The following is a 24,967-nucleotide window of genomic DNA, read 5'->3' as shown; positions in this document are numbered from 1 at the left end:
GGTATCTGCCGATAGCTTCTTTTTAATTGATAGGACTATAAATGTTGCTATAACCCTTTACTCTCTATTATGATTTAGAGACAGACTCTTATCTAGGGCGTTTAATGAAGGTCAATATAGCTCGGTTGTCACTGGTGGCTTGCCTCTATTCATCCTACAGTTGTTCGGTTGAAGTGCTTAGTCCATATTGGAGTTATTCTGATTTTCTAGATTCCCACCCAGAACAACAAAAACTGACAAACGAATTAGCCGTAACGATAGACAATAATCCTGTACTTTTGCAAGTGGCGCAGAAAGACCCTATTCATATCTCGGTGGTCTATCCTGGAGAACAGGAATCGGACTATTGGCGGAGGAATATCCTCGCGTTTGAACAGCGGCTAATTGAACTTAATATCACATATTCTCTTGAACAAATATTCACTCGACCAAACGCAGACGTAAAGCAACAAAACTCATTTCTTAACAACGCCCTTAAAAAAAATACGGACTACCTCATCTTCACTTTAGAAACAGGTAGGCATAAAAAGTTTATTGAACATGTTTTGCATAACTCAGATACCAAACTCATCTTACAAAATATTACCACACCCGTGAAAACGTGGGATAAGAAGCAACCGTTTCTATATGTAGGTTTTGACCACCTTGTGGGCAGTTTAATGCTTGCTGATTACTTTAAGAAGGCATTACCACAAGGCGCAGAGTATTCGATGCTGTATTACTCTCAAGGCTATATTAGTGCGGCTAGAGGTGACACTTTTATTGATGCTATGGCAAATGATCACCGTTACAAACTGGCTTCTTCATACTATACAAAAGCAACGAAAGAAACGGGTTATATCGCCGCCAAATCAGCGCTCAGTCAGGCATCAGAAATAGACTTTCTTTATGCCTGCTCTACGGACCTAGCGTTAGGTGCCATCGACGCAATAAAAGAGTCTGGCAACACTCAAATTAAGATTAATGGTTGGGGTGGTGGTTCCGCTGAACTTGATGCTATTGCTAATGGCGATTTAGATGTCACTGTTATGCGAATGAACGATGATACAGGCGTTGCAATGGCAGAAGCCATAAAATGGAATATAGAAGGTCGAGAGGTACCTATCGTGTATTCGGGGAGCTTCGAACTTATTACTAAAGAAGACAGTGTGGAAAAAATCAAACGTTTAAAAAAACGGGCTTTTAGGTACTCCGATAAATGATGTTTATTAATAGAGAATCTAAACCACGGTCTATGGCTAATCTCACCTTTCGTCTCATTTTTGTTGTGTTTACACTGCTTATTGCTCTTCTCTTGGGTTTCAGTTACCAATTCAGTTCTACAGCAGTAACCCAAGAAATAAAACGCAATATCACTCAAACAGCTTCGTTGTTGCAAAACCTCATCGATTATCGACTGGGTACGATGCAATCCAATCAAAATAGTCAGACAAACAGCGTCACTTTGTCAAATTTTATTGAATCTGAAGCGTTATCCAAGATTGACGATTACTTTATCTCTATCGATCAAGCGAATTTGAAAAGCTCACCAGATTTTCGATTTATCTCAAAATCGCAATCACTTTTCTGGGATGACGGAAACGCGTCGTTTTTTGGGATAGAACAACGTCACCTAGATAAGCTTGTACTCGATGTTGCTTATAGCGATAGTTGGCATTTCATCGTGCTATCAACTAATTCTGGTGAACGACATCTGTTAATAAGGCGGATGCCAGTTGTAGAAAGCAACAGAGGGGAGGTACTCGGTAAATTATTTATCGTCATGGTTCTCAACAACAACTTTGCACTGGTGGAAAATCTAAAAAACACCAGTAATACAACGGAGGTTGTTTTGATGGTGAATGGTAAGCCTGTCGCTTCAACGGTTAAGTTAAATAGGGACCTTTTAATTCGGATCCAAGAGTCTAAAAGGCCTTCCCCTGTTTATAATAGTACGCTGATGGCAAATAGTATTGACGTCAAAGTAGATGGTGTTATTAGCCCAATTAGCGTCTATTCGTTGCAAGATAATCAGAATTTTTTATCATTAGAAGACAACTTCAAGATCAGCCTCATTTTCTCATTCCTCTCTATTGTTATCTCGGCCTTTTTGGCAAGGTTTCTCATTCATAAAAGAATCACAAGTGAACTTACCTCTCTAATGGCTTACGCACAAATTGCCCGAGATGAGCGGAAGGTGTCTAAATTTGAAGGTTCAATCGTGTCTGAATTTGACCACATAGGTCATACGTTAGAGCATACGTTTTCGGAGTTGTTAGAAAAAGAAAAGTTATTTCAAGATCTGTTTAACTTCGCATTATCTCCGATAGTGGTTTGGAATGGCGATGGAAAAATTATTCGGATGAACCCTGCGGCAGAAAAGGCATTCAAACTGGATGATGTTCATAATGAAAGTGACTATCAAGCGTTCCAAATGAGAATTGTCGCTCATATAAAAATGGTTGCTACGGGAGCAGTCTTAACTGGTATAAAAATCCCAATTAGTAAAACAGTTTATCTTTGGAACCTATCACCGATCTCTTTAGACGATGAAATACACACTATTATCGGACAGGGATTGGACATCACTTCTCTCGTCGAAGCGGAAAGGCAAAGTAACCTTGCTCGCGTAGAAGCAGAAAAAACAGCAACCGCGAGAGCTGAATTTATGGCTCGCATAAGTCATGAAATCAGAACTCCATTAAACGGCATATTAGGCATATCTCAGTTGCTCAAAAAGAGTCAACACAGGCAAGACCAGGCAGAGAAAATCGACGTGTTATGTCAAAGTGGAGAGCACCTCTTAGCGGTGTTAAATGACATATTAGACTTCTCAAGAATTGAACAAGGCAAACTTAATATAGAAAAAAGCAGTTTCGTTTTAGCCAGCCTGGTTAACACGATAAAAAATATATATTCGCCGCTATGTGATGATAAGAATATTAAACTCAATGTGAGCAACCAAGTTCCACGTGAAATGATGATATTGTCAGACCAAGTTCGCCTTACTCAAATACTGTTTAACCTATTGAGTAACGCGCTAAAATTTACCCATTCAGGGCAGATTGACGTCATATTCTCGATGTTGTTAAACCCGCAAGGAAAAACACAATTACGCATTGAGGTTCGTGATACTGGTATAGGTATTTCGGACAAAAACCTACAGACTATCTTTGACCCATTTACCCAATCAGAGAAAACCTCGATAAGAGAATACGGAGGAAGCGGTTTAGGTCTGTCCATAGTGAAACTGCTCGTTGATATGCTTGAAGGCGACATTAGGATTACGAGTAAAGAGCATATTGGAACAACGCTCCTATTGCGAATCCCTATTGAAGAACAAAAAGAATGGCAAAGCTTGGATACAATATTTAGAAATAATAAGCCTATCGATCTATTTGACAGAAAATTGTCCATGCTTTTGGTTGAAGATAATAAAACCAATGCTTTTATTGCGAAAGCGTTTTGCGAGAAATACGGATTTATTGTCGATTGGGCAGAAGATGGTGTCACCGCGTTAGATCAACTAAAAAAGAAAACGTTTGATCTCATTATGATGGACAACCAAATGCCAAATATGGATGGGATTGAAACGACACAATTAATTCGAGACGAAATGGGTCTTACGACTCCGATAATTGCGTGCACAGCGGATGGTTTTGAAGAAACTAAACAGGCGTTTTTGGCGGCTGGTGCTAATTATGTATTAGTAAAACCGATAAAAGAGGGTCCACTGCGTGAGGCGCTTTTGCTATTCAAAGCAAATTTTGTTGATACGTAGCAAAGTATAGATCTCAGTTATCAAACGACAATTCTAAAATTTCGTATTTAAGGTCATTTTTAATTTCGATAGTTTTCTCAAATCTAATTCCGATCAATAACCCTCCTGCATGGCGTCGAATATTAACGATGTGGCATTTTGGGATATCTTTAGGAAAATGGGTGAGTTGGGGAGTGATGGTCACATTGGATTCTTTCGTGAGTTCTAAAGCTTTATTTAAATAGATGCCACAACCAGACTCTGAAAGATCTCGTAGTGTTCCATTTACCTTAGTGTCGTGGTGTGAAACTACAACAGGTATATTAAGTTTAAAGCGTTTGTTTTTGCGGATCGGTTTTGATTCAAAGCTGTAGGGAAGACGGATGAAAATTAGCCATGTAGGACGAGATATGATGGTGATAATCTTAGTTTTAAATGCAATGATATGACCCAACTCAGTGTCGGTAATCCCCCTAACGACAACGGCAACATTACTTGTTTTTCGGGTAATGAGATCTTCCACCGCCTTTTGGTTCATATCGAGTAACATGAATTGATTGTCTTTGACACCGACTAAATTACATTGAAGGTTATACTCATCGTTAGGACCGAATTTGATAGTCACCGACAGGCGCATTCCAAACTCTACGTACTGTTTGATTTCATTAGTGCTATGATTTTTCGTGCTCATGTGTCCCTTGAACTATGTGTACTTCCTGCGTCCAATAGATTAGCGGTATTCGATGAGGTTTTGTAGGGAATTTTTCAAATAATGGAGGTTGGGTCAGTGTAGATCGAAGATGAACTGGAGCTTAAGTGTTATACGTGCGTATCCAAAATCGTACCAATTATATCATTAGAACGTTGGATTAAGCTCGCACCAGCTTGATTATAGGTTTTAGCTTGTTGAAGTTTCACGAGAGAATCTTCGGTAGATGGTGAGGCTTTTTCTTTAAAAACGTCCATCTGTTTATTATCAATTTTGTTAAATTCGAGATCATTTAGTTTTTTAGAGTTGGCTATTTCGCTCGCCGCTTCGTCGGAAAGAGCTTGGGAATGTTGAATTAGTTGGTAACCAGAGTTTATCGATGACACAGACATCATATTCTCCTTAGTTTTTACTTAAAGGATAATCGTGTTTGGTGATAGTTACAAATTATTAGGCTTAAAGAGGATATAAATAACGAAGGACTAATTATACTAACAAAGTAGAACCAGCGAAAAAAGTAGAATCAGCGAAATAAGCTAGAGATAAGATCAAGCTCTTCAGCGGTGACCAAAGGTTCTTCTTTACGTTCTTCGAGTTTAGACTCTATATCATCTTGCAATTTCTTGAGTTGTTGAGGAGACAGCAACTCTACACGAGTCTGAAATTCCTCAAATTGTTTCTGGCCCATTCTATCTCTCCTATACACTTACTTCTAACGTATCCCTGTCATGACTGTTTACTCATTCTACCTATCCTTGTGTAGGAAATTCTCCATCTACCGTAGGTAATATAGTACGGTAGACGGTTATTAATGTGCGAGCAATGTCAGGAGTAATCAGGTAAATGTTAAAATTACGCGCTTACTTAGGTTGTAATATAGACGATTTATGCGTGTGAGAATGAATATTGCTGGTAATGTATACAATTATCATTATTGAGTTTTACTGCGATTGGCAAAGTTGTTGGCCAAAGATTGTAGTTCTGGCAACATTCGATAAATCAAATGCAGTTGTTGTAAAACCATTCTTGCTGATCCTTCTTCGTCTTTCCGCCACTCCGAAAGTTTGCCTTCGATATGACTATAGTTTTTCTGATTTATCAGCGACTCGCAATCGTTGCTCAATTGAGTATTTAGCGCATCTAACACACCATGTATTTCTCGATGAGCTTCTAAAATTAACAGGTGTGTAGAGTTGTCAGAAATTCTCTGTCTATGGGCGCCAAGAGCGGATATATAGCTTAAAAGAGCGTGGTTTAAGGTTAAAAACCTGAAACTGTCGTCGACGGACGACCGGTATTTACCTGGTTCGACTAACATATTGGTGATGGCAGAACTGAGTAATGACGCTTGATTATGGGCGTGACGTCGCGCAATCCGATAGGCTAAATCGTTATGTTTTCCAATTCTATATTGGCCGATAATCTGCGCAAGATAGAATTTGTTCGCTGAGATAGATTCGGCCATAACGCCATGTAGTCTTTTAGATTGCCAATCAGGTAAAATATAAGTGACTGAACCTACAGCCAGTAAGCAACCAACGATAGTATCTGTTAACCTCGGCAATATCACAGCATATCCCTCACCTAATTGATTAAAGCAGAATAAGACTAAGATAGTTATAAAGGCAGTGGCATAGCTGTAATTATTGAGCCTAAACACAAAGAAGGCGACACCAGAAAGAACGATAATAACCAATTGACTCAGCAATGAGGGGAACAACGATAACAGTACAACACCTATTAATAATCCCGCCAAAGTTCCGACTACCCGAGATGTTAACTTCTGCTTTGTCGCACTATAATTTGGCTGGCATACAAACAGTGTTGTAAGTAATATCCAATAGCCTCTTTCTATATCGAACAATTGAATGATCCCGTAGCCTAAAGTCAAAGCAATAGACAATCGAATAGCATGCCGAAAGAGTAGTGATGAGGGGTTGAGGTTAGATTTTACCCTCAGCCACATCTCTTTAAAAGTATGGGCATCGGTGTCATCCAGAATATCATCATTTTCTCGATTGATGGCGTCTGGGTTACTCACGTTTGATAGCAACTTTTCGATGGTAGAAAGGTTTTTAAAAAGGTAATTAAGTTGCTCTAAAAGTGGGTCGAGTTGCCTTTCTGTCTGCGATTCGAGATATTCAATTGAGCGTTGAATATCTTCAAGTGCACGATTAGCGTTCGCACTATGTTCATAATTTTTACCAGAGTTAATGCAAGACGCTATCTCTGCACAAGACTTGGACTGTATATCGATTAGGTATTTAAAGCGGAACATGATGTCAGAATGGATAAAACTTGTTGCCAAATCTTGGTATCGATAATGACTAGAGCTTATCCTTTCATGGATATCTTGGGCTAGGAAATAGATCTTAAGGAAACGGTCGCTAGGTCCATCTACAATGCCGCGATTAGAGCGGGAAAGAATGGTTTGCTTAAAATTGTTCAGCGCCTCGACTGTATTTACGTTTAACCTTGCCTCTTGGATTCTAAAAGGCTGTGGGATCAGATCGATATTCGGGTGAAATAGGTGCTTTTTCGCATCAAAATAGTTTGAAAGTTGCGTGAATACGGCTGCTAGGCTTTGCTGTACAGGTCGTAACGGTGCAATGCTATACCAAACGGTAGAGCTCAGAAAATACCATGTTGAACCAGTAAGAAGTAGTGAAGGTTGCTGCCAGATGTTAATGCTGTCGTGGGCCCCTAACATAGTGTAGATGGCGATGAGAAGCGAACCAAAAGCTATTTTTGCGTATCTCGGCCCTATAGCGCCGATCATGATAAATCCAATAGAGGACGTGAAAAGACCAATCGCGAAAAATATTGGGTAGTTAAATAAGAATTCGATTGAAAATGTGGCGATAACGAAGCAGAGCAGGGTTAACGTTTGTGCCTTAATTCTCCCCTTAAAATTGTCATCCGATTCAGCTAAAGCAGCCGCAATCACACCCAGAATCAGTGGTGTTGCGAATGTCTGCATCTGAAAGTACCAACAAGGGATAGTAACCCCAAGTAAAGTGATGAGTATAAGGACGCTATGGTTAATCGCGGGAATAACCCATAGTCGTTTAACATTGATTAAAAAAGACACAAAAATAAGGTTCTTTATAGAGGACCATTCGGAAATAAGATTTTGCTTGAATAGCACAATAAATCAATGAAAAAATGAATTAATTTTTCTTGGTACAATATTCAATTTTTCATCTTGGTTAGCTATTCAAGAGAAAATAGTTGTATTATTTCAGCTTGAAAGTATTTGATTTGTCTAAGAGTGTATAGGTTATGGAATTAAAGGCGACTGAGAACGCTCAGTTTTTTGTCCAAAAAGAATACAGCCATGTATTGATTGAAGATGATTACCTAATTATTTCATCCTGCAATACAGAAGAAAGAATCCCATTTGCTGTATGGAGTGGCGACGTCACCTTGCAACGGGGCCTTCTTTGGGGGACTTTGATTTTCCATGCCCATTCTGTAGGAGACACTTCAACCGCTTGGCTTGTGCAAGGGTTACCTTGGGACAAGTGTAAGACATTTGCCAATTACGCAGTGCGTACTTATAAGGAGTGGCACTCTGAGCAGTGCAGACACCTCAGAGATCATATTCCAAAATGGAAAGAGAGTTTAAATCTATTAAAGAAACAACCGGCCTATTTACCCGACTCTGAGGTGTATGTCTGGCGAGAAAACGTATTTACTCAGCTTAGAGAGATGAGAATATCGATCGATGAGGCAACGCAAAGAATGCCAAACTCGATGAAAGATATTGTGTCGTGGTTGACGGATGTAGAGCGCCTGGTTGACGATAGAAATGAACGTTGGCTTGAGACTGAAAGGGTAAACTGGGAGGTTTTGTTCTCACAGATTGAATCGTCGCCTCTGAATGCGTCTCAACAACATGCCGTTTTACTCAACAATGATAATAACCTCGTGCTTGCAGGGGCTGGGACAGGTAAAACTAGTGTCTTAACTGCACGTATCGCTTATTTGTTGCAGAGTCACTTAGCTCAGCCCAATCAACTTCTTATGTTGGCGTTTGGCAAAGATGCGGTAAAAGAGATGGAGGCGCGCTTAAGAGACAAAATTGGATCCGGTGCGTCGGATGTGACGGTGGATACATTTCATCAACTTGGGCTCAGCATCATCACTAAAGTAGAACAACGTTCTGTTGAACTGTCCCCATTTTCGACTGACCCAAAACGCAAGCTGAAATGGTGTAGCGATTGGCTAAAAAGCCATTGGCAAACTGACACAAATTTGAAACGGTGGCGGAAACACCTTTCAGTTTGGCCGATAGCTTACTTAAAAGGTGATGAAGAATTATCTGGTCAATCAGAAAATTTGAAACTAATTAACTGGCTCGGGAATCAGCTGGATCAGCTGTGCAGTACACACCTGTCTAAGAAGCAACTGCAGCAAAAGTTGATCGACCAAAGTGAGTATCCAAGGCTGAATAGTGAGCTTTCATTGGTTTGGCCGTGTTACCTTGCATGGCAACAGATGTTAAAAGAAAATGATCAAATAGATTTTCATACCATGATCACACGCGCGACAGAGTACGTAGTGAAAGGTAAATTCTTGTCGCCATGGCGTTACATTATGGTTGATGAGTATCAGGATATATCACCAGACCGAATCGCACTTATTGACGCACTTTGCACCAATAAGAAAGGAGAGATGCAATCGACGCTCTTTGCTGTGGGAGACGATTGGCAATCAATTTATCAGTTTGCAGGTTCCGATGTGGATCTAACCACCGGGTTCGCGGAGCGTTTTTCGAGTTCTTCGGTCCACTATTTGGATACTACCTACAGATTTAATTCAATGATTGCAGAGGTCGCTAATCGATTTATTCAGAAAAACCCCAATCAACTGGATAAAGAACTAAACAGCCATTTTGTACAAAAACAGAAATCAGTCACGGTTTGCTCAAATAGACGCATTGAAGCGATTCTTGATCAACTTCATCGAAAAGTAACCCATGAAAAGACCGTGTTATTGTTGGGACGAAACCATTATCACAAACCTGAACTATTCAATGAGTGGAAAAAGAGTTTTTATAGCTTAAAATTAGAATTTATGACCTGCCATGGCAGTAAGGGTAAAGAAGCGGACTATGTATTTGTTCTTTCTGTTGACGAGGGACAGTTTCCCGCAATCCAACGTCAAAGGCATTTGAATTTGGTTCTTTGTGAAGGAAGTGACGATTACCCTGATGCGGAAGAGCGACGTCTGTTCTACGTTGCGATGACACGAGCAAAAGAAAAGCTATGGATTACTCATGGTCCTCAGGCTTCCTCTTTTGTTAATGAACTGGTTAGTGATAACTACCCAGTTATCAAGAAAAGTTAATAAGGAGAATATCATGTCAAACCATGTTGAACTTAGGCACCACAGCATCAACTATATTGAATATGCTGCGACAGATTTTGTTAAAACCAAAGCATTTTTTAGTCGTGTGTTTGATTGGACTTTTGAAGATTATGGTGAAGAGTATATGGCGTTCTCAGGTGATGGCTTAATGGGAGGCTTCTACTATTCCCAAGGCGTTTCGGTGCAAGAAAAAGGGGGCGCATTGCTTGTTTTTTATAGTGAAAACATTAACAAAAGCGTGTCCGACATTGAGGCGGCAGGTGGTGTAATCAATCGTGATATCTTTGAGTTCCCTGGTGGGAGACGTTTTCACTTTATAGAACCTAGCGGCAATGAAATGGCGGTTTGGAGTCACAAATAGTTGATAGACATGTTAGCGGTATTGAGCAAAATAAAAAGGGAGCGATACGCTCCCTTTTTGCTAGGTTCTTTCGGCCAAATACGCTTGATAATCTGGGATTTCGATAACAACTTCTTGTTCGAGCAAGCTAGATTCAAATAAGAACTTTGCGGACGCTCGATTGGTTGCTACCGGGATATTCCATACGCTAGAAATTCTTAATAAGGCCTTCACGTCTGGATCATGCGGAACGGAATTTAGCGGATCCCAAAAAAAGATCAGCATGTCGATTTTACCTTCAGAAATCAGAGCGCCTATTTGCTGATCTCCACCCATCGGGCCAGAAATCATACTCTTAATTGCTAGGCCGGTTTCTTTGCTTAACATGCTGCCGGTTGTACCCGTAGCATATAGAAAATGGCTCTGAAGTTTGTCTTTGTTCTCTTCCACCCAACGCAATAGCTCAGGTTTGTAATGATCATGAGCAACAAGCGCGATGTGCTTGTGTGCCGGAATGGTTCTAGTTGTTGTTTTCATTTGCTATTCCATATTATTACAATCGATTAAATAAGTAATTTTGACAAAATCAGTTTCTGCTAACTGCATTCGTTTTTTTTGTCGTTACAAGGTCAGTTATTTTCGCTAGAAACTGAAAAAATGGGTCTAAATTCAGAAGGCGAAAGTGAATCTTGTATGATCGTTTTTTTTAATGAACTCGCCGTCAGTGGTTCAATTTGTGGCGTTTGATTTTGATTGTATGGTTCACCGTTTAGGTAGGCATGTGCTTGCCTAATCGATAGCCGTCCCTGCAGTACCATTTTGTCCGTTGAAGAAAAAAGTACTTTGTTACGCAATAGTGCTCTGTAGATGCCATGGCTAAAATAGATTGAAATAAGCCCAACTTTATCTCCCTTTCCGGCGGCTCGTACTTCGCTTATCGCCGCTTCTATTGCGACTGCGCTGCCAACGATATAGTCAACATCTGTTCGCTCAAGAACTTGTTGCACAAGGTTTCGTTGTAGTTCTTTATCGTTATCTGCCCATAATGTATTGATAATGGAAACATCAGAATCTTTAATTGCGTCATACATGCCACGATTACTAGGCTTGGTTCCGCCACTCATTTTGGGGCCAGGAAGCCAAGCAATGTTAACCTTTCCAGAACCCAATGGATGCTTCTCTGCGAGGTATTGACCAGAATTATATCCCATCCAATACCAATCTACGCCGACAGAACCTTTAAACTGAGGTTTGTCTTGTTCGCCTACAACGAGCTTATTGACCGTTGAAAATAGTGGAATATCGCCAATGAGCTGTGCTATCTGGTTCATGTACGCTTGCGGTGCCACGGTGCCTAGTATTATCGCATCAGCCCCCCATTCGCGGCAACCAATCAACTGCTGCCGTTGCTTATTAACGTTGGGGTATCCACCTGATTCAAAAACTTTCAAGTCGATGCCAAAATGTTCGCTTTCGTTTACCATGCCGTAGTTTACAGATAACCAATAGGAGTCTTTTAGGTGCGGGTAAATAGCGCAAATTTTCTCTGTCGCTAGAGCCAAACTTGACGTGCTTAGTAAGCCTAGTAATAGGCCCATAATTTTAATAGGTAATTTTCTCAAGCACGACTTCATAGATAGTGGGATAGGTTATTGATATTCACCTAACAAAATATATCCTATTGCGTATAAGTAAGGAAGTATTCATTTTAAGGCTCAAAATATGTTATTAGCGTCAGCCAGTATAGGTAGAAAATTGCTGCTGTCCTTTGCTTCAATGGCAAGTCTGTTAATTTTAGCGGTAGTAATTGGTGCTTCGGGTTTTTCCTTTGTCGCTGAGACAGAAAAGCAAGTGATTGACTCGTCGGTTCCTGCGATGATTCAGGCAAGAGAAGTGTCAGAACAAAGCTCCAAAATATTGTCGTCATTAGGGGTGCTATCTAATGCTCAAACAGAAAGGGAAAGGCAACAGGCTGGGGCACTGTTATTTTCTCAACTAGAAAAATTATTAGATAAAATCAAGCTTCTTGGAGATAAACCATTTGACGTGGCGATATTAGAGCGACTAGAAAGCAAGGTGCAAAATGTGATAGATACCATAGTAGAACTGGGTGTCGTAGTAGAAGAAAAATTACTTTTAGATCACGTCATTATTTTGCAAGTAGAAGAGATGCGCCAACTCGCGGTTGAATTAGAAACTCTAACTCGAACTCAGGTTTTGAATACCAGCACTATTGCCGTTGCTAATATCACCAATATTTATAATCTCATCGAGCAACAAGATAATGAAACAGTCTACAGAGCGCTCGATAATTTAATCGAAGTCGATTTAGATTTATCTGAGCGGTTACATGAATTACACCTACTCGCGTTTCAGATGCTGGCTCACATCGAAGAAGCACGAGCCGTAACAGACTCCTCGCGTATACAAAAACTGAGAGCCGAATTTGAACATAATATCGACATCATTAAACGTCGTATTTTATCAGTGGAAGACCCCACCCGCTCTAGGCAAATGGAAGTGCTCGTCGGTAAGTTAGAACAAAGAAAAGAGGTGTTTGATAATCTAGATCTGCGTTATGAGAACAGACAAAATGCGGAAAACTTGATGGTTCTAAACTTAACGCAGTTGTCAGAGCTGAATAAAACAGTGAGTTTATTGGTAGATGAGTCAAATAGCGATACAGCGCTGGCGATAAAAGAGTTAGGCGAAACGTTAACGTACGCAAAATGGTCGTTGATTGTCCTTTCTTTGCTTGGGTTAGTGGCGGTAAGTTTTATTCTCTGGAATGTCGTGTATCTCTCTGTCGTCAAGAAATTGCACATCTACTCGGATGCGATTCGTTCAGTAGCAAATGGTGATTTGGCGTTCGATATTGATGTCAAAGGTAGCGACGAATTGGCGCAAATGGGTAAAGCTATCGTTATTGCTAGAGATACCGCTGAACAGCTTCAAATCGTCGCAGCCAGTGATGCTGTGACCAAAAATGAATTAGAAGATCATAAAGCACATCTAGAGGAAACCATTACCGAACGAACCAAACAGCTTAGAATGGCAAATGAGAAACTTAATCATGAAGTATTGAAACATAATCAAGCAAGAATCGAAGCAGAGCAAGCAAACCGAGCTAAAACCGCCTTTCTTTCTACCATGAGTCATGAGATTAGAACCCCGATGAATGGCGTGCTTGGTACGGCGACGTTATTGGACGAGACACGTTTAAATAACAAACAAAAACAATATGTTGATGTGATTAATCGTAGTGGTAATACCCTGTTAGGCATTCTAAATGATGTACTTGATTATTCTAAAATTGAAGCGGGTTTTTTGGAAATTCGCGAAGCACCTTTCAACCTTTTAGCTCTCGTGACCGACGTGTACCAACTTCAGAAGAGTAAAGCAACAGAGAAGCAGCTCGGTTTTTCAATGAACGTCGACAAGGAAGCCAGTGGTTATTGGTTAGGCGACGCGACGCGAATAACTCAGGTACTGAATAATCTTGTAAGCAATGCCATAAAATTCACTTCAACTGGGGACGTGAGCGTTAATGTCTGTAAGGACTCGCGTCACTCTGGTCGTATTCTTTTTCGTGTTATCGATGCTGGGGTAGGTATATCAGAATACGATAAATCGAAACTGTTTGATGCATTTACTCAGGTTGGCAATGCAAAAGCCAAATTAGGTGGAACAGGGTTAGGTTTAGCGATTAGTCAAAAAATAGTCACTGCGATGGGAGGACTTCTAGAAGTAAGGTCTGAACTCAATCAAGGCAGTGTATTTGGCTTTTCTATCCCACTGGAAGTCTCATTAGAGGTAATCAAACCGAAGACAGTGGTAAAAGAACAAACCAACCTCGTTGCGAAGATCTTATTAGTCGAAGACAACCCTGTAAACTGCCTCGTTGCAGAAGGCTTTCTCACCAATAATGGACACCATGTGGTTATTGCAGAAAATGGAGCACAAGCAAGAGCTCTGTTTAAGGATCAATACTTTGATATTGGTTTGTTAGATATCAATTTACCCGATTGCAATGGTGTAGAGCTTTTGGCTGACCTGCGATTAATAGAGGCCGAATCCCATAGCAACGTAGACAAGCGTATTCCAATGGTTGCCATCTCTGCCCATGTGTTCAATGAAGAGGTGCAGGGCTATCTGAAAGCGGGGTTTGACGGCTATTTACCTAAGCCGTTAGATAAAAGCAAATTACTTATTCTTGTGCAATCGATTCTAAAGGGGAGAACACTTCAACGACCACAACCTCCCTTTGAAGCAGAAGCGGATCAAGAGCTGGTCGATTTACATGTATTAGATGAAGATTGCAAAGTACTAGGTGTAGAAAAAGTGCTTGAGTTAATAAAGCTATTCGAGCGAAGCAGTTTGGAGATCATCAGGCAAATAGACCAGGCAGTGATTGAACTAGATCCTGCTTTAGTGAAACAGTTAGCACATAAACTAAAGGGCTCTGCGGGCTCCATGGGAATGAATACACTTCATGCTAGTTGTCTTGAGGTTGAATCCAATGATGACCCAATCGCAACCTATCAACAGCAAAGGGAGTCGCTTATTTTAACCGTAGAACGGTCAATTAAAACGGTAAAAGAAGCTAGGGAATAACATACTTATAAGCACCTAATTGCATTGTAAAATACATATAATTAATTGGTTATGATCAAGATTTTATAGCTTACTTACTGTTATAGTCACCGCTATTAGATCAAGCCCTTCTAATTTAGAGGGAGCTTGCAGTGTTAAGGTTAAATAATGATAGCGTTAAAAGAAGCATATACAGCGGGACTACTGAAACAAAAATACTGGTTAAATAACGTTTTATCAGGTGTCATCGTAGGGGTTGTTGCGTTACCTTTGGCAATGGCATTTGCGATTGCCTCAGGTGCTAAGCCAGAGCAAGGCATTTATACCGCCATTGTTGCTGGGTTCTGCGTATCAATATTTGGTGGTAGCAGGCTACAAATAGCAGGGCCTACCGGGGCTTTCATCGTCATCTTGTCTGGCATTACCAGTGAACATGGCGTTATAGGATTACAGATTGCGACATTCATGGCCGGTATCATACTGTTTATATTTGGCTTAACGAAGATGGGCTCGATTATCAAGTTTATACCGGCCCCTGTTATTGTCGGATTTACCGCAGGTATTGGCGTTATTATATGGATAGGCCAATGGCGTGATTTTTTTGGTCTACCAGTTGTTATCGGAGAACATTTTCACCAAAAATTTGCCCATTTGATCCAATTGTTACCTCAGTTCCATCCCAGTACCACAATGTTTGGCATTGCTTCTCTTTTCATTCTTCTTATATGTCCGAAATTGCGATGGACTAAGAAAATACCAGGCCCCCTGATTGCGCTTGTATTGATGACTTCATTACAGGCTATGTTTCAGTTTGAAGGTATTAAAACGATAGGAAGTGCGTTTGGCGGTATTCCATTGGGCTTGCCCACATTTGAACCTTTGTCCTTTGAGTGGACTCAGGTAATAACGCTTATAGGGCCTGCATTTGCAATCGCCATGCTTGGCGCAATAGAGTCATTATTATCTGCTGTCGTCGCCGACGGTATGGTAGGGACCAAGCACAACTCCAATCAAGAACTCGTTGGTCAAGGCATCGCGAATATTGTTGCTCCATTATTTGGTGGTTTCGCTGCGACGGGTGCGATTGCTCGTACGGCGACAAACATTCGTAATGGTGGCAATAGCCCGTTAGCGGGTATCATTCATGCTATTACGTTGTGTGTTGTGCTCCTTGTATTGGCTCCGTTAGCTGACAATATACCGCTAGCTACCCTTGCCGCTATTCTCTTTGTCGTTGCGTGGAACATGAGCGAAGCCAAACACTTTATTAAAATGATGCGTACTGCGCCTCACGCCGATGTTGCTGTTTTGATTATCACTTTTACGTTGACAATTTTTGCAGACTTGGTCGTTGCCGTTAATATTGGTGTAATTTTGGCAACGCTGCATTTTTTACATCGCATGGCATCCAGTGTGGAAGTGTCATTGCAATCATCAGATCAATTGAATGATGAACAAGTTTTGGCTGGGGAGTCGCCTCTGCCTAAAGATACGGCTGTATATAACGTAGATGGTCCCTTCTTTTTCGGCGCGGTGGATAGTTTAGATAGAACGTTGGCAGAAACATTAACAACGCCCGAATTCCTCGTTATTCGTTTGAAGTGGGTTCCATTCATCGATATCACGGGCATTGAGGCTCTAGACAAAGTCATCAGAGAATTACAAAGCCGTGGAATACGTGTGATGGTGTGTGGTGCTAACGCCCGTGTAGAGAAAAAACTTAAGAAAGCCGGTGTGTTGGACTTAATCGGTGTGTATTACTATTTCGCAACCTTCGACAATGCGATAAATGCGATACGGGAAAGACAATGTGATTAAGTAAGCAAATGTACGGTACTTAGGCCAATAGAAATGTGTTGGATAAAGGCGATTAAGTTGACAACAGACCGCGTTGCTCATTATTCTCCACGTTGAATTTACACTTAGTAGTCTCAATATGAACAAAGCCAAAAAATCGTTACAGATTAAAAAACAGGTCGATATAAACGCTAGCACTCTGATTAAAACCGTTAGTGGGCCGATAGGACTCCATTACAGAAATAAGCATCAAGGGCGTTACGATTTTAAGAAGCTTGTGGATTCTCTGCCCCTGCTTAAAACGGTTCTTACGAAGAATCCCAAGGGCGAAGACAGTATCGATTTTTCTGATCCAGAAGCAGTAAAGCTTCTTAATCGTGCGCTCCTTTGTTGCTATTACAATATTGAGCAATGGGATATCCCTAAGGGGTATCTTTGTCCGCCAATACCGGGTCGTGCAGATTATATCCATCGGGTTGCTGCACTGCTATCAAGTGAAACAAAAGGTTTAAAGCATCACCTAGTTAACGCATTGGATATTGGCGTTGGTGCAAATTGTATCTACCCAATTATTGGTGTTAGTGAGTATGATTGGCATGTCGTCGCCTGTGATGTTGATCCGATGTCGGTAGAATCGGTGCAAAATATCGTTTCCAACAACCTAGTTTTGAGAGGTAAGGTCGATTGCAGGCTCCAGATTAACAACCAGAATTTTTTTCAGAATATCATCCAACCGGGTGAATATTACGATATAACGACCTGTAATCCACCATTTCATAAGTCATTGTCGGAAGCGCAGCAGGGCAGCGAACGCAAGATCAAAAACCTCGCAACAAATCGAATAAAACGAGGCCAACCTTCCCAACCATTGAATAAGGGAAACCAACCTTTGCTCAATTTTGGTGGACAAAAAGCAGAATTGTGGTGTCAAGGTGGCGAAGCTGAGTTTGTAAAAAACATGGTACTAGAGAGTCAACAATTTGCCGACCAGGTGCTTTGGTTTTCTACACTCATCTCGAAGAAAGACAATGTAAGATGGATGAAAAAGAATTTGGAAAAGGTAAAGGCGTGTGAAGTGCAGATATTAGAAATGAGTCAGGGTCAAAAAGTGAGTCGTATTGTTGCGTGGACCTTTAAAAGCCCACAACAACGACAACAGTGGCTTAAACTTAAAAACTAATCTAATCATGAGCATTTGGCTTTCCTCTAAGTGCTTTTGTTTTTCCTTTCAGTACTTTAGTGTCTACACGTTTTCGTTTAGAAGAACGTGTAGGGCGTGTCGCTCTGCGGGCTTTTTCAACGTAGGACACGGAAACAATTAATTCTTGAAGTCTTTTAAGTGCATCCTCTCTATTCTTTTCCTGTGTTCTAAATTGTTGAGCTTTGATGATTATTACGCCATCTTTGGTTATTCTGCTATCGCTCATGTTCAATAAACGCTGTTTATAGAAATCCGGTAGCGTAGAGTGTTTTACATCAAATCGCAGGTGTATAGCACTTGCAACTTTGTTAACATTCTGTCCTCCAGCCCCTTGAGATCGTATCGCGGTAAGTTGAATTTCCCAGTCGGAAATTTCAACACTGTTTGATATTTTTAACATTATTTATCCGTAAAATTAGTAGATTATCTGTTGGTGTATATATGGTAGAGTCATGATGTCTCGACTAATTTTACAGGAAAAATAGAATGAATATTGATCTTTCCAAATATGAAGGTGTGATATTTGATATGGATGGTACGCTGATAGATACCATGCCCGCACACCTTGATGCGTGGGAAACGACAGCAAAGCAGTTTAATTTCACGTATGACAGAGACTGGATCCACGGGTTAGGTGGTAAGCCGAGCCCTGCAATAGCAGAAGAAGTCAGCCTAAAATATGGTATAGAACTAGATTTTGCAGCGGTGTCCGAGTTCAAAATGGTTACTTTTTCGCAAATGGCAGAGCAAGGTGATGTTATAAAGCATACCTTTGATGTACTCAAAAAGGTTTACGGTAACAAGAAACTCGCGCTTGGTACTGGTAGTCAAAGAGCAAATGCAATGAAGCTCTTGGAAGAAAGAGATCTGTTGTCATATTTTGATGCCATAGTGACGGCATCGGATGTGACAAATTTTAAACCATGCCCAGACACATTTATTAAAGCCGCAGAAAATATGGGTGTCGAACCAAGATCTTGCGTGGTGTTTGAAGATACGGCCTTGGGTAAAAAAGCTGCGCATTCAGGCGGAATGGATTGCATAATGGTTCTTTCTGATGGGTTCGAGTTTTGTCCAGTTGAATGATAAAATAATTTGTGCTGATTAGTTTGAATAGTGAGGATGATCTAGACTATATGAACTAATACATCGTTATGATATTTATTGATATAGGTAGATATTAAGACTTTAAAATTTAGATTATGTAAACCTGTCTTTTATAAGTGCTATAAATCTAAGGTTTTCGTTTTATTTTATTGTGCTAATAAACGTTCAATGTTGATGTGTTTCTATAAGTAACACATCAACATTGAAGCGATGTTAATTATTTACATAGCGTGCATTGAAATGAATTATTTTCTTCAAAATAGTCTAGTATCGGCGTTATTAATACCTCTTCTCCAGCACGCCATCGTGCAAGAATTGGGGTGACGAAACCTTCGCGACCTAAGTTTGACTCAAACTCAACAATATTTTCCCATTTTTCTGCACCTATATGCGTAGGCAAAAATGCCCATCCCATTTTTTCAGATAATGCACATTCCAATAACTCCAAATCATTAATTATTTTATTATTTGGCGTGAATATGAATTTCTGATCCTTTGTTTTATTCAGATAAGCCTGCGGCAATATTTGAGTGTGGTGCACGAGCTCGCTTAACATCACATATTGTGAATCAAAAAAATCTTTGTGGGCATAAAATCGATAGGGCATAAAGCCAAGGATGCGCCATTCGTTCGTGCTTAGTTTCTCTTCATTATCATCTGACGGCGCTATTATAAGGTCGACAATGTTTTTATCGAGAAGTTCTACTGACACGTTAGAACCAATTTTTATGAACTCGATCTCCATTTCTTTTGAATGTGCATATCGAATCAAATTTTTTATCATCTTTTTTGGCACAACGGCATCGTAAGCCATTCTCAATGTGACCTTTGAAGCATCTGGACAGACCGTCTTGATGGTGTTTTGCCACGTAAAAATCTGTGCTGTCAATAGAGTTGAAGGCTTGAGTATTCTGTTCCCTAATGGAGTGAGTTCTATTTGCCTAGAACTTCTATTAAATAATTTGTGACCTAGCTCAAATTCGAAGGATTCAATATGTTCCGCAATTGTTGCACGGTTTTTATTTAAATGTTTCGCTGCCGTAGAAATATTTAGATCTTGGGCGACTTGTACAAAAGAAACGAGTTGATTGTAATTAAAGTCCTTCACCTAAATCGGTCCTTATTGGAAAGAATTCTCATTCTAATTGTTTTTGTCGGAAAAGCCCGCAGTTGCTGATTTTATTAACAAATAAACATAAGCTATAAATCTCTCGTATATTACATGCTTTTTAGACATCGTTCATAAACGAGATTTTATTATGTCAAATGAAAACCAAAAAGAAAACGAAAATGAAGTTGAAGATAACTCACGTCGCCATTTTTTTAAATTGGGATTGGGAGCTGCGGCTATTGCGGGGGTCGGCGTTTCTTCTGCCTACGCAGCAAATAAAATAGAAGGTGTAAGTCATAGCGATTTCCCTGTCCCCATCGATCCTGATGTATTGAAACCCATGCCGCAAGAAAACTCGATTTGGACGTTTATTAAGTCTCCTCTGTTGGCGGACAAATTTCCTGAAAGAAATCAGAACTTTGAAAATGGCTGGAATTTCCAACAACATGGCTTTAATCCCTTCGTAGGGCTGGATAACTCAAAACCTGGAATGCGACAGCTAGATCTGGCTTTAATGATATCTGGTTGGGCGATGGATGATGTATTGGCACCTGGGTCTTCTTCGTTGCAGATTAAATCTGGCGTTTACGGTTGGGAGCAACATGGTCTCATGGATCAACAATGGCAGTTTGAAAGTGCCGAGGATGCAAGCCAAAGTATCAAGTCAGCTGCCAGACTGTTAGGGGCAACACGGTGCGGAATTACTCGCAATCATAAAGTATGGAATTGGGATCCGCTTTATGATTCGAAAGAAGGGCGAGAGGTTTCTTGGGATGAGTTTCCGTTTGTACCAAAAACGGTAATAGTCGTTTTAATTGAGGAAGATTACCAAGCAATCGCTACGGCACCTTCTTACGTGTCTGGCGCCGCGGTTGGTATGGGATACTCTCAGATGGCGACAGTCGCCGGGAGCTTAGCGACATTTATTCGAGGGTTAGGTTATCAGGCTGTTGGCGCGGGTAATGACTTGGGAAATAGTGTGGCTTATGCCATAGAAGCGGGTTTAGGCGAAGGCGCACGAAATGGTCATATGATGGCCCCAAGATTTGGCCCTCGAGTTCGAATTGCGAAGGTCTATACCGATCTAGAATTACCTGACGAAGCATATGATAAACCTAAATCTTTTGGGATTATGGAGTTCTGTGAGAAATGCAAGTTATGTGCAGAAAAGTGCCCTTCGAAAGCGATCAGTTTAGATGACAAACCGGGGTGGGGACCAACCTATGAAAATGGCGAAAACCCAGAGTACTCATGGCACCATCAAAGAGGTGTTAAAAAATTCTATAATGACGCCAAAAAATGCTACAAATATTGGGTAGATAGTGGCACTGACTGTGCGATTTGCATGACGGCTTGCCCATGGAATAAACCGGATTTTTGGCACCATAGATTGATTGATGCTTCTAACGCTTATACGGGCGGACCTATTCATACCTTTATGAAAGTGATGGATGAATTATTTGGATACGGAAATGTATTTGATGAGCAAGCCGTGTTTGATTTTTGGAAAACAGGCAAAGACATTGAAGTTTAATAGGAGCATAAAAATATGATGGCATTAATGTGGTACCTGTTGGGTATGTTCACCGTAACGGCATTTATCGGGTACAAGAAAATTGATCGTTTATATAAACTTAACTGGATAGCAAAGCTCGGTATCCTCGCTTCAGCCATAGGCATGTGGTTTTGCATTGCTTGGTCTTGGGCTTCTTTTGTAGAGAGAGAGCCTCAGTCAGGTGCAATGGGTCTGGTTATGTTTGGCTTTATTTCCATAGTAATTTTTGCTGTTACTTGGAGAACCCAGATAGCACCAAATGAAAAAGCTTCTTATAAATAATTGATTAAACGTTAAATTAATAAGGATATTTCGATAGGCCAGGAGGGCCAAATATCACAGTAAAAGGTTACCTAACATGACTCATGAAAAACCATGCGAAGAGCTTTCCGACGCGCAGAACTATTATCTACAGGCTGCGAATCTTCTCAAGGGAATGAAACACAATGATAATGCAGAATTGGCAGTAAAATACCTAACTAAATCCGCTGATTTAGGGTTAGTTGAAGCGCAGTATCAAATGGGCGTGATGTATTCTTTAGGTGAACATGTTGCTCAAAGCCAACCTATCGCATTTGATTGGTTTAAAAAAGCCTCGGATTGTGACTTTATGCCTGCTCAATTTGCGATGGCGACGCTGTATTCTCAAAGCGATCAATTTGGCAAGGCTTTTGACATTCTAAATGGCCTCGCAAACAAAGAAGTAACAGAGGCGCAAACAAATCTGGCCGACCTTTATCTACGAGGGAAAGGAATAGACAAAGACGTCGTAAAAGCAATCTCACTTCTTAAGTGTGCCGCCAACAAAGGCGATAGATTCGCGCAATATCGTTTGGGGCAACTCTATTATCAAGGGCAAGATACGGCATCCGACTACGTAAGCGCTCGGAAATACATAGTTTTAGCGATGGAACAAAAGGTGTTACAAGCCCATTTTATAATGGGGTCTATGTTAGAGCATGGTTTTGGTATAGACAAAGATGTTGTTCGAGCTTATAGCTTATATTGTTATTGCCGACACTATGGAATGCCAAATCTAGACAATTTGATAGAGGACGTGTTGGGTACTCTTGATGATATAAAAAAACAGCAAGCGAAACAAAAGGCTCAGGAGTACTGCGAGCATGAACCTTCCCCTATTTAATCAATGGCATGACAACATTTCCGAACAACTTTTTGAACAGGAGACACTGGGCAACTTTGATATATGGGGAGGCCCAAAACGCGACGAAAGAAAGGGCGGGGGATTCAATGGGAAAGAGTACAAATATATGACTCTTATGCACTCGAGCAATAATACGTCTTCAAACCGTACTAGGTGTTCACCACCCGGCTTTCTTAGTAAAAATGACCATAACGTCGAGCGAATATTAATGAGTGACATACCAATCATTTATAATGTTCCACTCATAAACTCAGTGTATGCACAATCGGTTGACATATCCCCTTACGGTTTGGAAACGAAAGAACAAAGCACATTTACTATATTGGTACCCATTTGTGACAATATTGAACAGCGTTGGAAGGTCATCCTGTGTTTTAGAATTAAGAACGAGCAATACCAAAATCCCCAACTGTTTTTGAAGCGTAATCAGGAACAACTCGTTGGTATTGCAAACAAGATATATAAATTATGGCTAACCTTTGAAGGGAAAGATTTTAACCTGTATAAAGTGAGAGGTTCATTCTGTGAAAATGCCATCCAAATAGCCAGTTTAATGGTGGAAGGTTTTTCTACAAAACAGATGTCAGAGGCTTTACATATCAGTGGTTCGGGCATTGAATACCATATTGAATCAATGAGACGAATATTAGGTGCTACGAATAGAGGAAGTTTAATCGCGGAGTTGTTCAGAAAAGGCATCGTGTCATAAACAAATATCAAGCTGGCATATAGTGTCATTCTTGAGCCTGAAAATGACACAGTTGCCAGACTCGATATTTCACTGTGATGGCCTCATTATATGAATCTAACGCAAGCAAGCCCTTATAGGTTAGCTTGCGTTTGTTTAGACCATGCGATCCGATTATTCAACCTATTAATACCCTTAAAACAACTCGAATGTAATTTGACCATCTTCCAGCATCGCCTTTAAGTCATTATCTACTTCTTGCTCGTCGACATATCGCGTAGCGAGTGCGTTTTTGATCACTGCTAAAATCTCGGTTTTTAGTTCAGGTCTACCACAAACGTAAACTTGTGCGCCATCATCTAGTAACCAACCAGCTAACTGTGAGCTGTGTTGATTCAACTTATCCTGTACGTAAATTTTCTGTTCAGAATCTCGAGAAAATGCGGTATCAAGTTGCGTGATGACGCCTTCCGCGACGTATTGTCTTACTTCCTGTTGATAGTAGAAATCACTGTCAGCGTGCCTATTCCCAAATACTAACCAGTTCTTTCCTGAATGAAGCTGCTGCCTTCTCTCTTCTAACAGGCTCATCATAGGTGCGATTCCTGCTCCCGTTGCAATCAAGATGGCCGGTATATCATTCATGGGTAATGACATTCCTGCACCGGGCTTAATCGTTGCAAGCAGTTCGTGCCCTACAGGTAGATGTTCGGTTAAGAAATCTGAGCATAATCCATTTGTAAGTTTTCCATCCAACACAAACTGATGCTTCCCTACGCATAAAGAAACCTGATTTGGGTTTTGGGTAGGGGATGAGGCGATTGAGTATAATCGCTCTTTAGCACTTCCTGGTGGGGTAATGCCAACAAGGTCGTTTACTAGGTACGGTTGTGTAACGTTGCCCTGAATGTCGAAACGTAGGTGAAAGGCCTGATTTGCGTTGTTAGCACAAGTTGAGGTATGTAAGGGGATTTTCTCTGCCAAGACCAATTTTACTGGTGTGTTAACCGACTTGGTTTGGCTAATGTCAATTTCATATTCTAGCTGTTGAGAGAGCCAGTTCTGCCAACCTTGCATCGGGTCGCCATTGACCATGACTAGGTCATCTTTTGTTGCTAGCCCCATACGAAGCAACTCGTTATGAAATAATTTTCCGGCTAAACAATAGTGAGAATAACTCTTGTCTCCGAGAGCCAATATACCAACGGGGGTATCGAGAGTCGGAAATTCTTTGAGCTGCTCATAAAATAGTATTCCGTCATCAGGGATGTCGCCCTCTCCACAAGTACTTACAATCAGTAATACCTGTTTATAGCGTTTGAAATCGGCAGGTTGTAATGACGAAAGTGACTGGACCTCGGCGGTTTTTCCTAACTTGCGTATAATATCGCCGGATTGAGAAGCCAAATTAGCGGCGGTTCCCGTTTGACTGGCATAACAAACGAGAATGTCTTGGTCTTCGTAAACAGGGCTAAAGAGGATGCTCATTAAAGCATGGGTTATTTTGTTCATATTAACGGCCAATCGCTCAGGTATAGTTTTTAATAAACGAGTCAAAAAGGAATGCAATGATAATCGCGCTGGTAACA

21 protein-coding genes are annotated in these 24,967 nt (G+C 40.7%); 12 read left to right on the top strand and 9 right to left on the bottom strand.

Annotated elements, in window-relative coordinates; translation table 11 throughout:
* Positions 1-104: 104 nt before the first annotated feature.
* The gene (locus IUZ65_RS16890; protein ID WP_195705212.1) at positions 105-1,202 is read left to right on the top strand and encodes a substrate-binding domain-containing protein; all 1,098 of its coding nucleotides are present in this window, start codon (positions 105-107) and stop codon (positions 1,200-1,202) included.
* Entirely contained in the window at positions 1,199-3,760 is a 2,562-nt protein-coding gene (locus IUZ65_RS16885; RefSeq protein WP_195705211.1) for a LuxQ periplasmic sensor domain-containing protein, read from the top strand. Before IUZ65_RS16890 ends, IUZ65_RS16885 begins: the two co-directional genes overlap by 4 nt.
* Before the next feature lie 13 nt (positions 3,761-3,773).
* On the opposite strand, the gene IUZ65_RS16880 is transcribed toward IUZ65_RS16885, so the two are convergent.
* The 4 genes from IUZ65_RS16880 to yccS all read right to left on the bottom strand — a co-directional run bounded on the left by IUZ65_RS16880 (position 3,774) and on the right by yccS (position 7,539).
* Positions 3,774-4,430 carry a PilZ domain-containing protein gene (locus IUZ65_RS16880; RefSeq protein WP_195705210.1) on the bottom strand — a complete coding sequence of 219 codons (657 nt, stop codon included), beginning with the start codon at positions 4,428-4,430 and terminating at the stop codon, positions 3,774-3,776.
* A gap of 128 nt (positions 4,431-4,558) precedes the next feature.
* Entirely contained in the window at positions 4,559-4,843 is a 285-nt protein-coding gene (locus tag IUZ65_RS16875) for a hypothetical protein (protein WP_195705209.1), read from the bottom strand.
* A 128-nt stretch (positions 4,844-4,971) separates the two neighbouring features.
* Entirely contained in the window at positions 4,972-5,136 is a 165-nt protein-coding gene (locus IUZ65_RS16870; protein ID WP_195705208.1) for a hypothetical protein, read from the bottom strand.
* 243 nt (positions 5,137-5,379) lie between these two features.
* Complete coding sequence (gene yccS, locus IUZ65_RS16865) at positions 5,380-7,539, bottom strand: YccS family putative transporter (protein ID WP_195705207.1); 2,160 nt, start codon at positions 7,537-7,539, stop codon at positions 5,380-5,382.
* A 191-nt stretch (positions 7,540-7,730) separates the two neighbouring features.
* Between yccS and helD the strand changes: the two genes are divergently transcribed.
* Both helD and IUZ65_RS16855 read left to right on the top strand, forming a co-directional pair.
* Complete coding sequence (helD, locus tag IUZ65_RS16860) at positions 7,731-9,800, top strand: DNA helicase IV (protein WP_195705206.1); 2,070 nt, start codon at positions 7,731-7,733, stop codon at positions 9,798-9,800.
* 13 nt (positions 9,801-9,813) lie between these two features.
* A complete protein-coding gene (locus tag IUZ65_RS16855; protein ID WP_195705205.1) occupies positions 9,814-10,182 on the top strand; it encodes a VOC family protein in 369 nt (122 codons plus the stop codon).
* Positions 10,183-10,242: 60 nt separating this feature from the next.
* Here IUZ65_RS16855 and IUZ65_RS16850 read toward each other — a convergent pair whose 3' ends face one another.
* Both IUZ65_RS16850 and torT read right to left on the bottom strand, forming a co-directional pair.
* Positions 10,243-10,698, bottom strand: a complete 456-nt coding sequence (locus IUZ65_RS16850) for a methylglyoxal synthase (RefSeq protein ID WP_195705204.1) — start codon at positions 10,696-10,698, stop codon at positions 10,243-10,245.
* Between the two features lie 92 nt (positions 10,699-10,790).
* On the bottom strand, positions 10,791-11,759 hold the full coding sequence (torT, locus tag IUZ65_RS16845; RefSeq protein WP_229638302.1) for a TMAO reductase system periplasmic protein TorT: 969 nt from the start codon (positions 11,757-11,759) through the stop codon (positions 10,791-10,793).
* Between the two features lie 124 nt (positions 11,760-11,883).
* On the opposite strand from torT, the gene torS reads away from it, so the two are divergent.
* The 3 genes from torS (at position 11,884) to rlmF (ending at position 17,731) form a co-directional block, all read left to right on the top strand.
* Positions 11,884-14,775 (top strand): TMAO reductase system sensor histidine kinase/response regulator TorS, encoded by a 2,892-nt coding sequence (gene torS / locus IUZ65_RS16840; RefSeq protein WP_195705202.1) that lies wholly within the window; start codon positions 11,884-11,886, stop codon positions 14,773-14,775.
* A gap of 147 nt (positions 14,776-14,922) precedes the next feature.
* Positions 14,923-16,572 carry a SulP family inorganic anion transporter gene (locus IUZ65_RS16835; protein WP_195705201.1) on the top strand — a complete coding sequence of 550 codons (1,650 nt, stop codon included), beginning with the start codon at positions 14,923-14,925 and terminating at the stop codon, positions 16,570-16,572.
* 118 nt (positions 16,573-16,690) lie between these two features.
* Complete coding sequence (gene rlmF, locus IUZ65_RS16830; protein WP_195705200.1) at positions 16,691-17,731, top strand: 23S rRNA (adenine(1618)-N(6))-methyltransferase RlmF; 1,041 nt, start codon at positions 16,691-16,693, stop codon at positions 17,729-17,731.
* A 1-nt stretch (position 17,732) separates the two neighbouring features.
* Here the strand turns inward: rlmF and arfB are convergent, their stop codons facing one another.
* The gene (gene arfB, locus IUZ65_RS16825) at positions 17,733-18,152 is read right to left on the bottom strand and encodes an alternative ribosome rescue aminoacyl-tRNA hydrolase ArfB (protein ID WP_195705199.1); all 420 of its coding nucleotides are present in this window, start codon (positions 18,150-18,152) and stop codon (positions 17,733-17,735) included.
* An 86-nt stretch (positions 18,153-18,238) separates the two neighbouring features.
* Between arfB and IUZ65_RS16820 the strand changes: the two genes are divergently transcribed.
* A complete protein-coding gene (locus tag IUZ65_RS16820; protein ID WP_195705198.1) occupies positions 18,239-18,838 on the top strand; it encodes a beta-phosphoglucomutase family hydrolase in 600 nt (199 codons plus the stop codon).
* A 238-nt stretch (positions 18,839-19,076) separates the two neighbouring features.
* Here the strand turns inward: IUZ65_RS16820 and IUZ65_RS16815 are convergent, their stop codons facing one another.
* Positions 19,077-19,967 carry a LysR family transcriptional regulator gene (locus IUZ65_RS16815; protein ID WP_195705197.1) on the bottom strand — a complete coding sequence of 297 codons (891 nt, stop codon included), beginning with the start codon at positions 19,965-19,967 and terminating at the stop codon, positions 19,077-19,079.
* A gap of 151 nt (positions 19,968-20,118) precedes the next feature.
* On the opposite strand from IUZ65_RS16815, the gene IUZ65_RS16810 reads away from it, so the two are divergent.
* The 4 genes from IUZ65_RS16810 (at position 20,119) to IUZ65_RS16795 (ending at position 23,399) form a co-directional block, all read left to right on the top strand.
* On the top strand, positions 20,119-21,504 hold the full coding sequence (locus IUZ65_RS16810; RefSeq protein ID WP_195705196.1) for a reductive dehalogenase: 1,386 nt from the start codon (positions 20,119-20,121) through the stop codon (positions 21,502-21,504).
* A gap of 15 nt (positions 21,505-21,519) precedes the next feature.
* The gene (locus IUZ65_RS16805; RefSeq protein ID WP_195705195.1) at positions 21,520-21,807 is read left to right on the top strand and encodes a tetrachloroethene dehalogenase; all 288 of its coding nucleotides are present in this window, start codon (positions 21,520-21,522) and stop codon (positions 21,805-21,807) included.
* Positions 21,808-21,883: 76 nt separating this feature from the next.
* Positions 21,884-22,669: a tetratricopeptide repeat protein gene (locus IUZ65_RS16800; RefSeq protein WP_195705194.1), complete on the top strand. Its 786-nt coding sequence runs from the start codon at positions 21,884-21,886 to the stop codon at positions 22,667-22,669.
* Positions 22,650-23,399, top strand: coding sequence for a helix-turn-helix transcriptional regulator (locus IUZ65_RS16795; protein WP_195705193.1), 750 nt, complete (start codon positions 22,650-22,652; stop codon positions 23,397-23,399). Before IUZ65_RS16800 ends, IUZ65_RS16795 begins: the two co-directional genes overlap by 20 nt.
* A 174-nt stretch (positions 23,400-23,573) precedes the next feature.
* Here the strand turns inward: IUZ65_RS16795 and IUZ65_RS16790 are convergent, their stop codons facing one another.
* Complete coding sequence (locus tag IUZ65_RS16790; RefSeq protein WP_195705192.1) at positions 23,574-24,890, bottom strand: flavodoxin domain-containing protein; 1,317 nt, start codon at positions 24,888-24,890, stop codon at positions 23,574-23,576.
* Between the last annotated feature and the right edge of the window lie 77 nt (positions 24,891-24,967).

Source organism: Vibrio sp. VB16, assembly GCF_015594925.2.
Taxonomy (GTDB): Bacteria; Pseudomonadota; Gammaproteobacteria; order Enterobacterales; family Vibrionaceae; genus Vibrio.
Note: the sequence above shows the minus strand (reverse complement) of the source record. Positions and strands in the feature narration are given on the sequence as shown.

Coding starts and splice junctions, on each gene's coding strand:
- IUZ65_RS16890 (WP_195705212.1), top strand. CDS start 105: ATGAAGGTCAATATAGCTCGGTTGTCACTGGTGGCTTGCCTCTATTCA.
- IUZ65_RS16885 (WP_195705211.1), top strand. CDS start 1,199: ATGATGTTTATTAATAGAGAATCTAAACCACGGTCTATGGCTAATCTC.
- IUZ65_RS16880 (WP_195705210.1), bottom strand. CDS start 4,430: ATGAGCACGAAAAATCATAGCACTAATGAAATCAAACAGTACGTAGAG.
- IUZ65_RS16875 (WP_195705209.1), bottom strand. CDS start 4,843: ATGATGTCTGTGTCATCGATAAACTCTGGTTACCAACTAATTCAACAT.
- IUZ65_RS16870 (WP_195705208.1), bottom strand. CDS start 5,136: ATGGGCCAGAAACAATTTGAGGAATTTCAGACTCGTGTAGAGTTGCTG.
- helD (WP_195705206.1), top strand. CDS start 7,731: ATGGAATTAAAGGCGACTGAGAACGCTCAGTTTTTTGTCCAAAAAGAA.
- IUZ65_RS16855 (WP_195705205.1), top strand. CDS start 9,814: ATGTCAAACCATGTTGAACTTAGGCACCACAGCATCAACTATATTGAA.
- IUZ65_RS16850 (WP_195705204.1), bottom strand. CDS start 10,698: ATGAAAACAACAACTAGAACCATTCCGGCACACAAGCACATCGCGCTT.
- torT (WP_229638302.1), bottom strand. CDS start 11,759: ATGGGCCTATTACTAGGCTTACTAAGCACGTCAAGTTTGGCTCTAGCG.
- torS (WP_195705202.1), top strand. CDS start 11,884: ATGTTATTAGCGTCAGCCAGTATAGGTAGAAAATTGCTGCTGTCCTTT.
- IUZ65_RS16835 (WP_195705201.1), top strand. CDS start 14,923: ATGATAGCGTTAAAAGAAGCATATACAGCGGGACTACTGAAACAAAAA.
- rlmF (WP_195705200.1), top strand. CDS start 16,691: ATGAACAAAGCCAAAAAATCGTTACAGATTAAAAAACAGGTCGATATA.
- arfB (WP_195705199.1), bottom strand. CDS start 18,152: ATGTTAAAAATATCAAACAGTGTTGAAATTTCCGACTGGGAAATTCAA.
- IUZ65_RS16820 (WP_195705198.1), top strand. CDS start 18,239: ATGAATATTGATCTTTCCAAATATGAAGGTGTGATATTTGATATGGAT.
- IUZ65_RS16810 (WP_195705196.1), top strand. CDS start 20,119: ATGTCAAATGAAAACCAAAAAGAAAACGAAAATGAAGTTGAAGATAAC.
- IUZ65_RS16805 (WP_195705195.1), top strand. CDS start 21,520: ATGATGGCATTAATGTGGTACCTGTTGGGTATGTTCACCGTAACGGCA.
- IUZ65_RS16800 (WP_195705194.1), top strand. CDS start 21,884: ATGACTCATGAAAAACCATGCGAAGAGCTTTCCGACGCGCAGAACTAT.
- IUZ65_RS16795 (WP_195705193.1), top strand. CDS start 22,650: ATGAACCTTCCCCTATTTAATCAATGGCATGACAACATTTCCGAACAA.
- IUZ65_RS16790 (WP_195705192.1), bottom strand. CDS start 24,890: ATGAACAAAATAACCCATGCTTTAATGAGCATCCTCTTTAGCCCTGTT.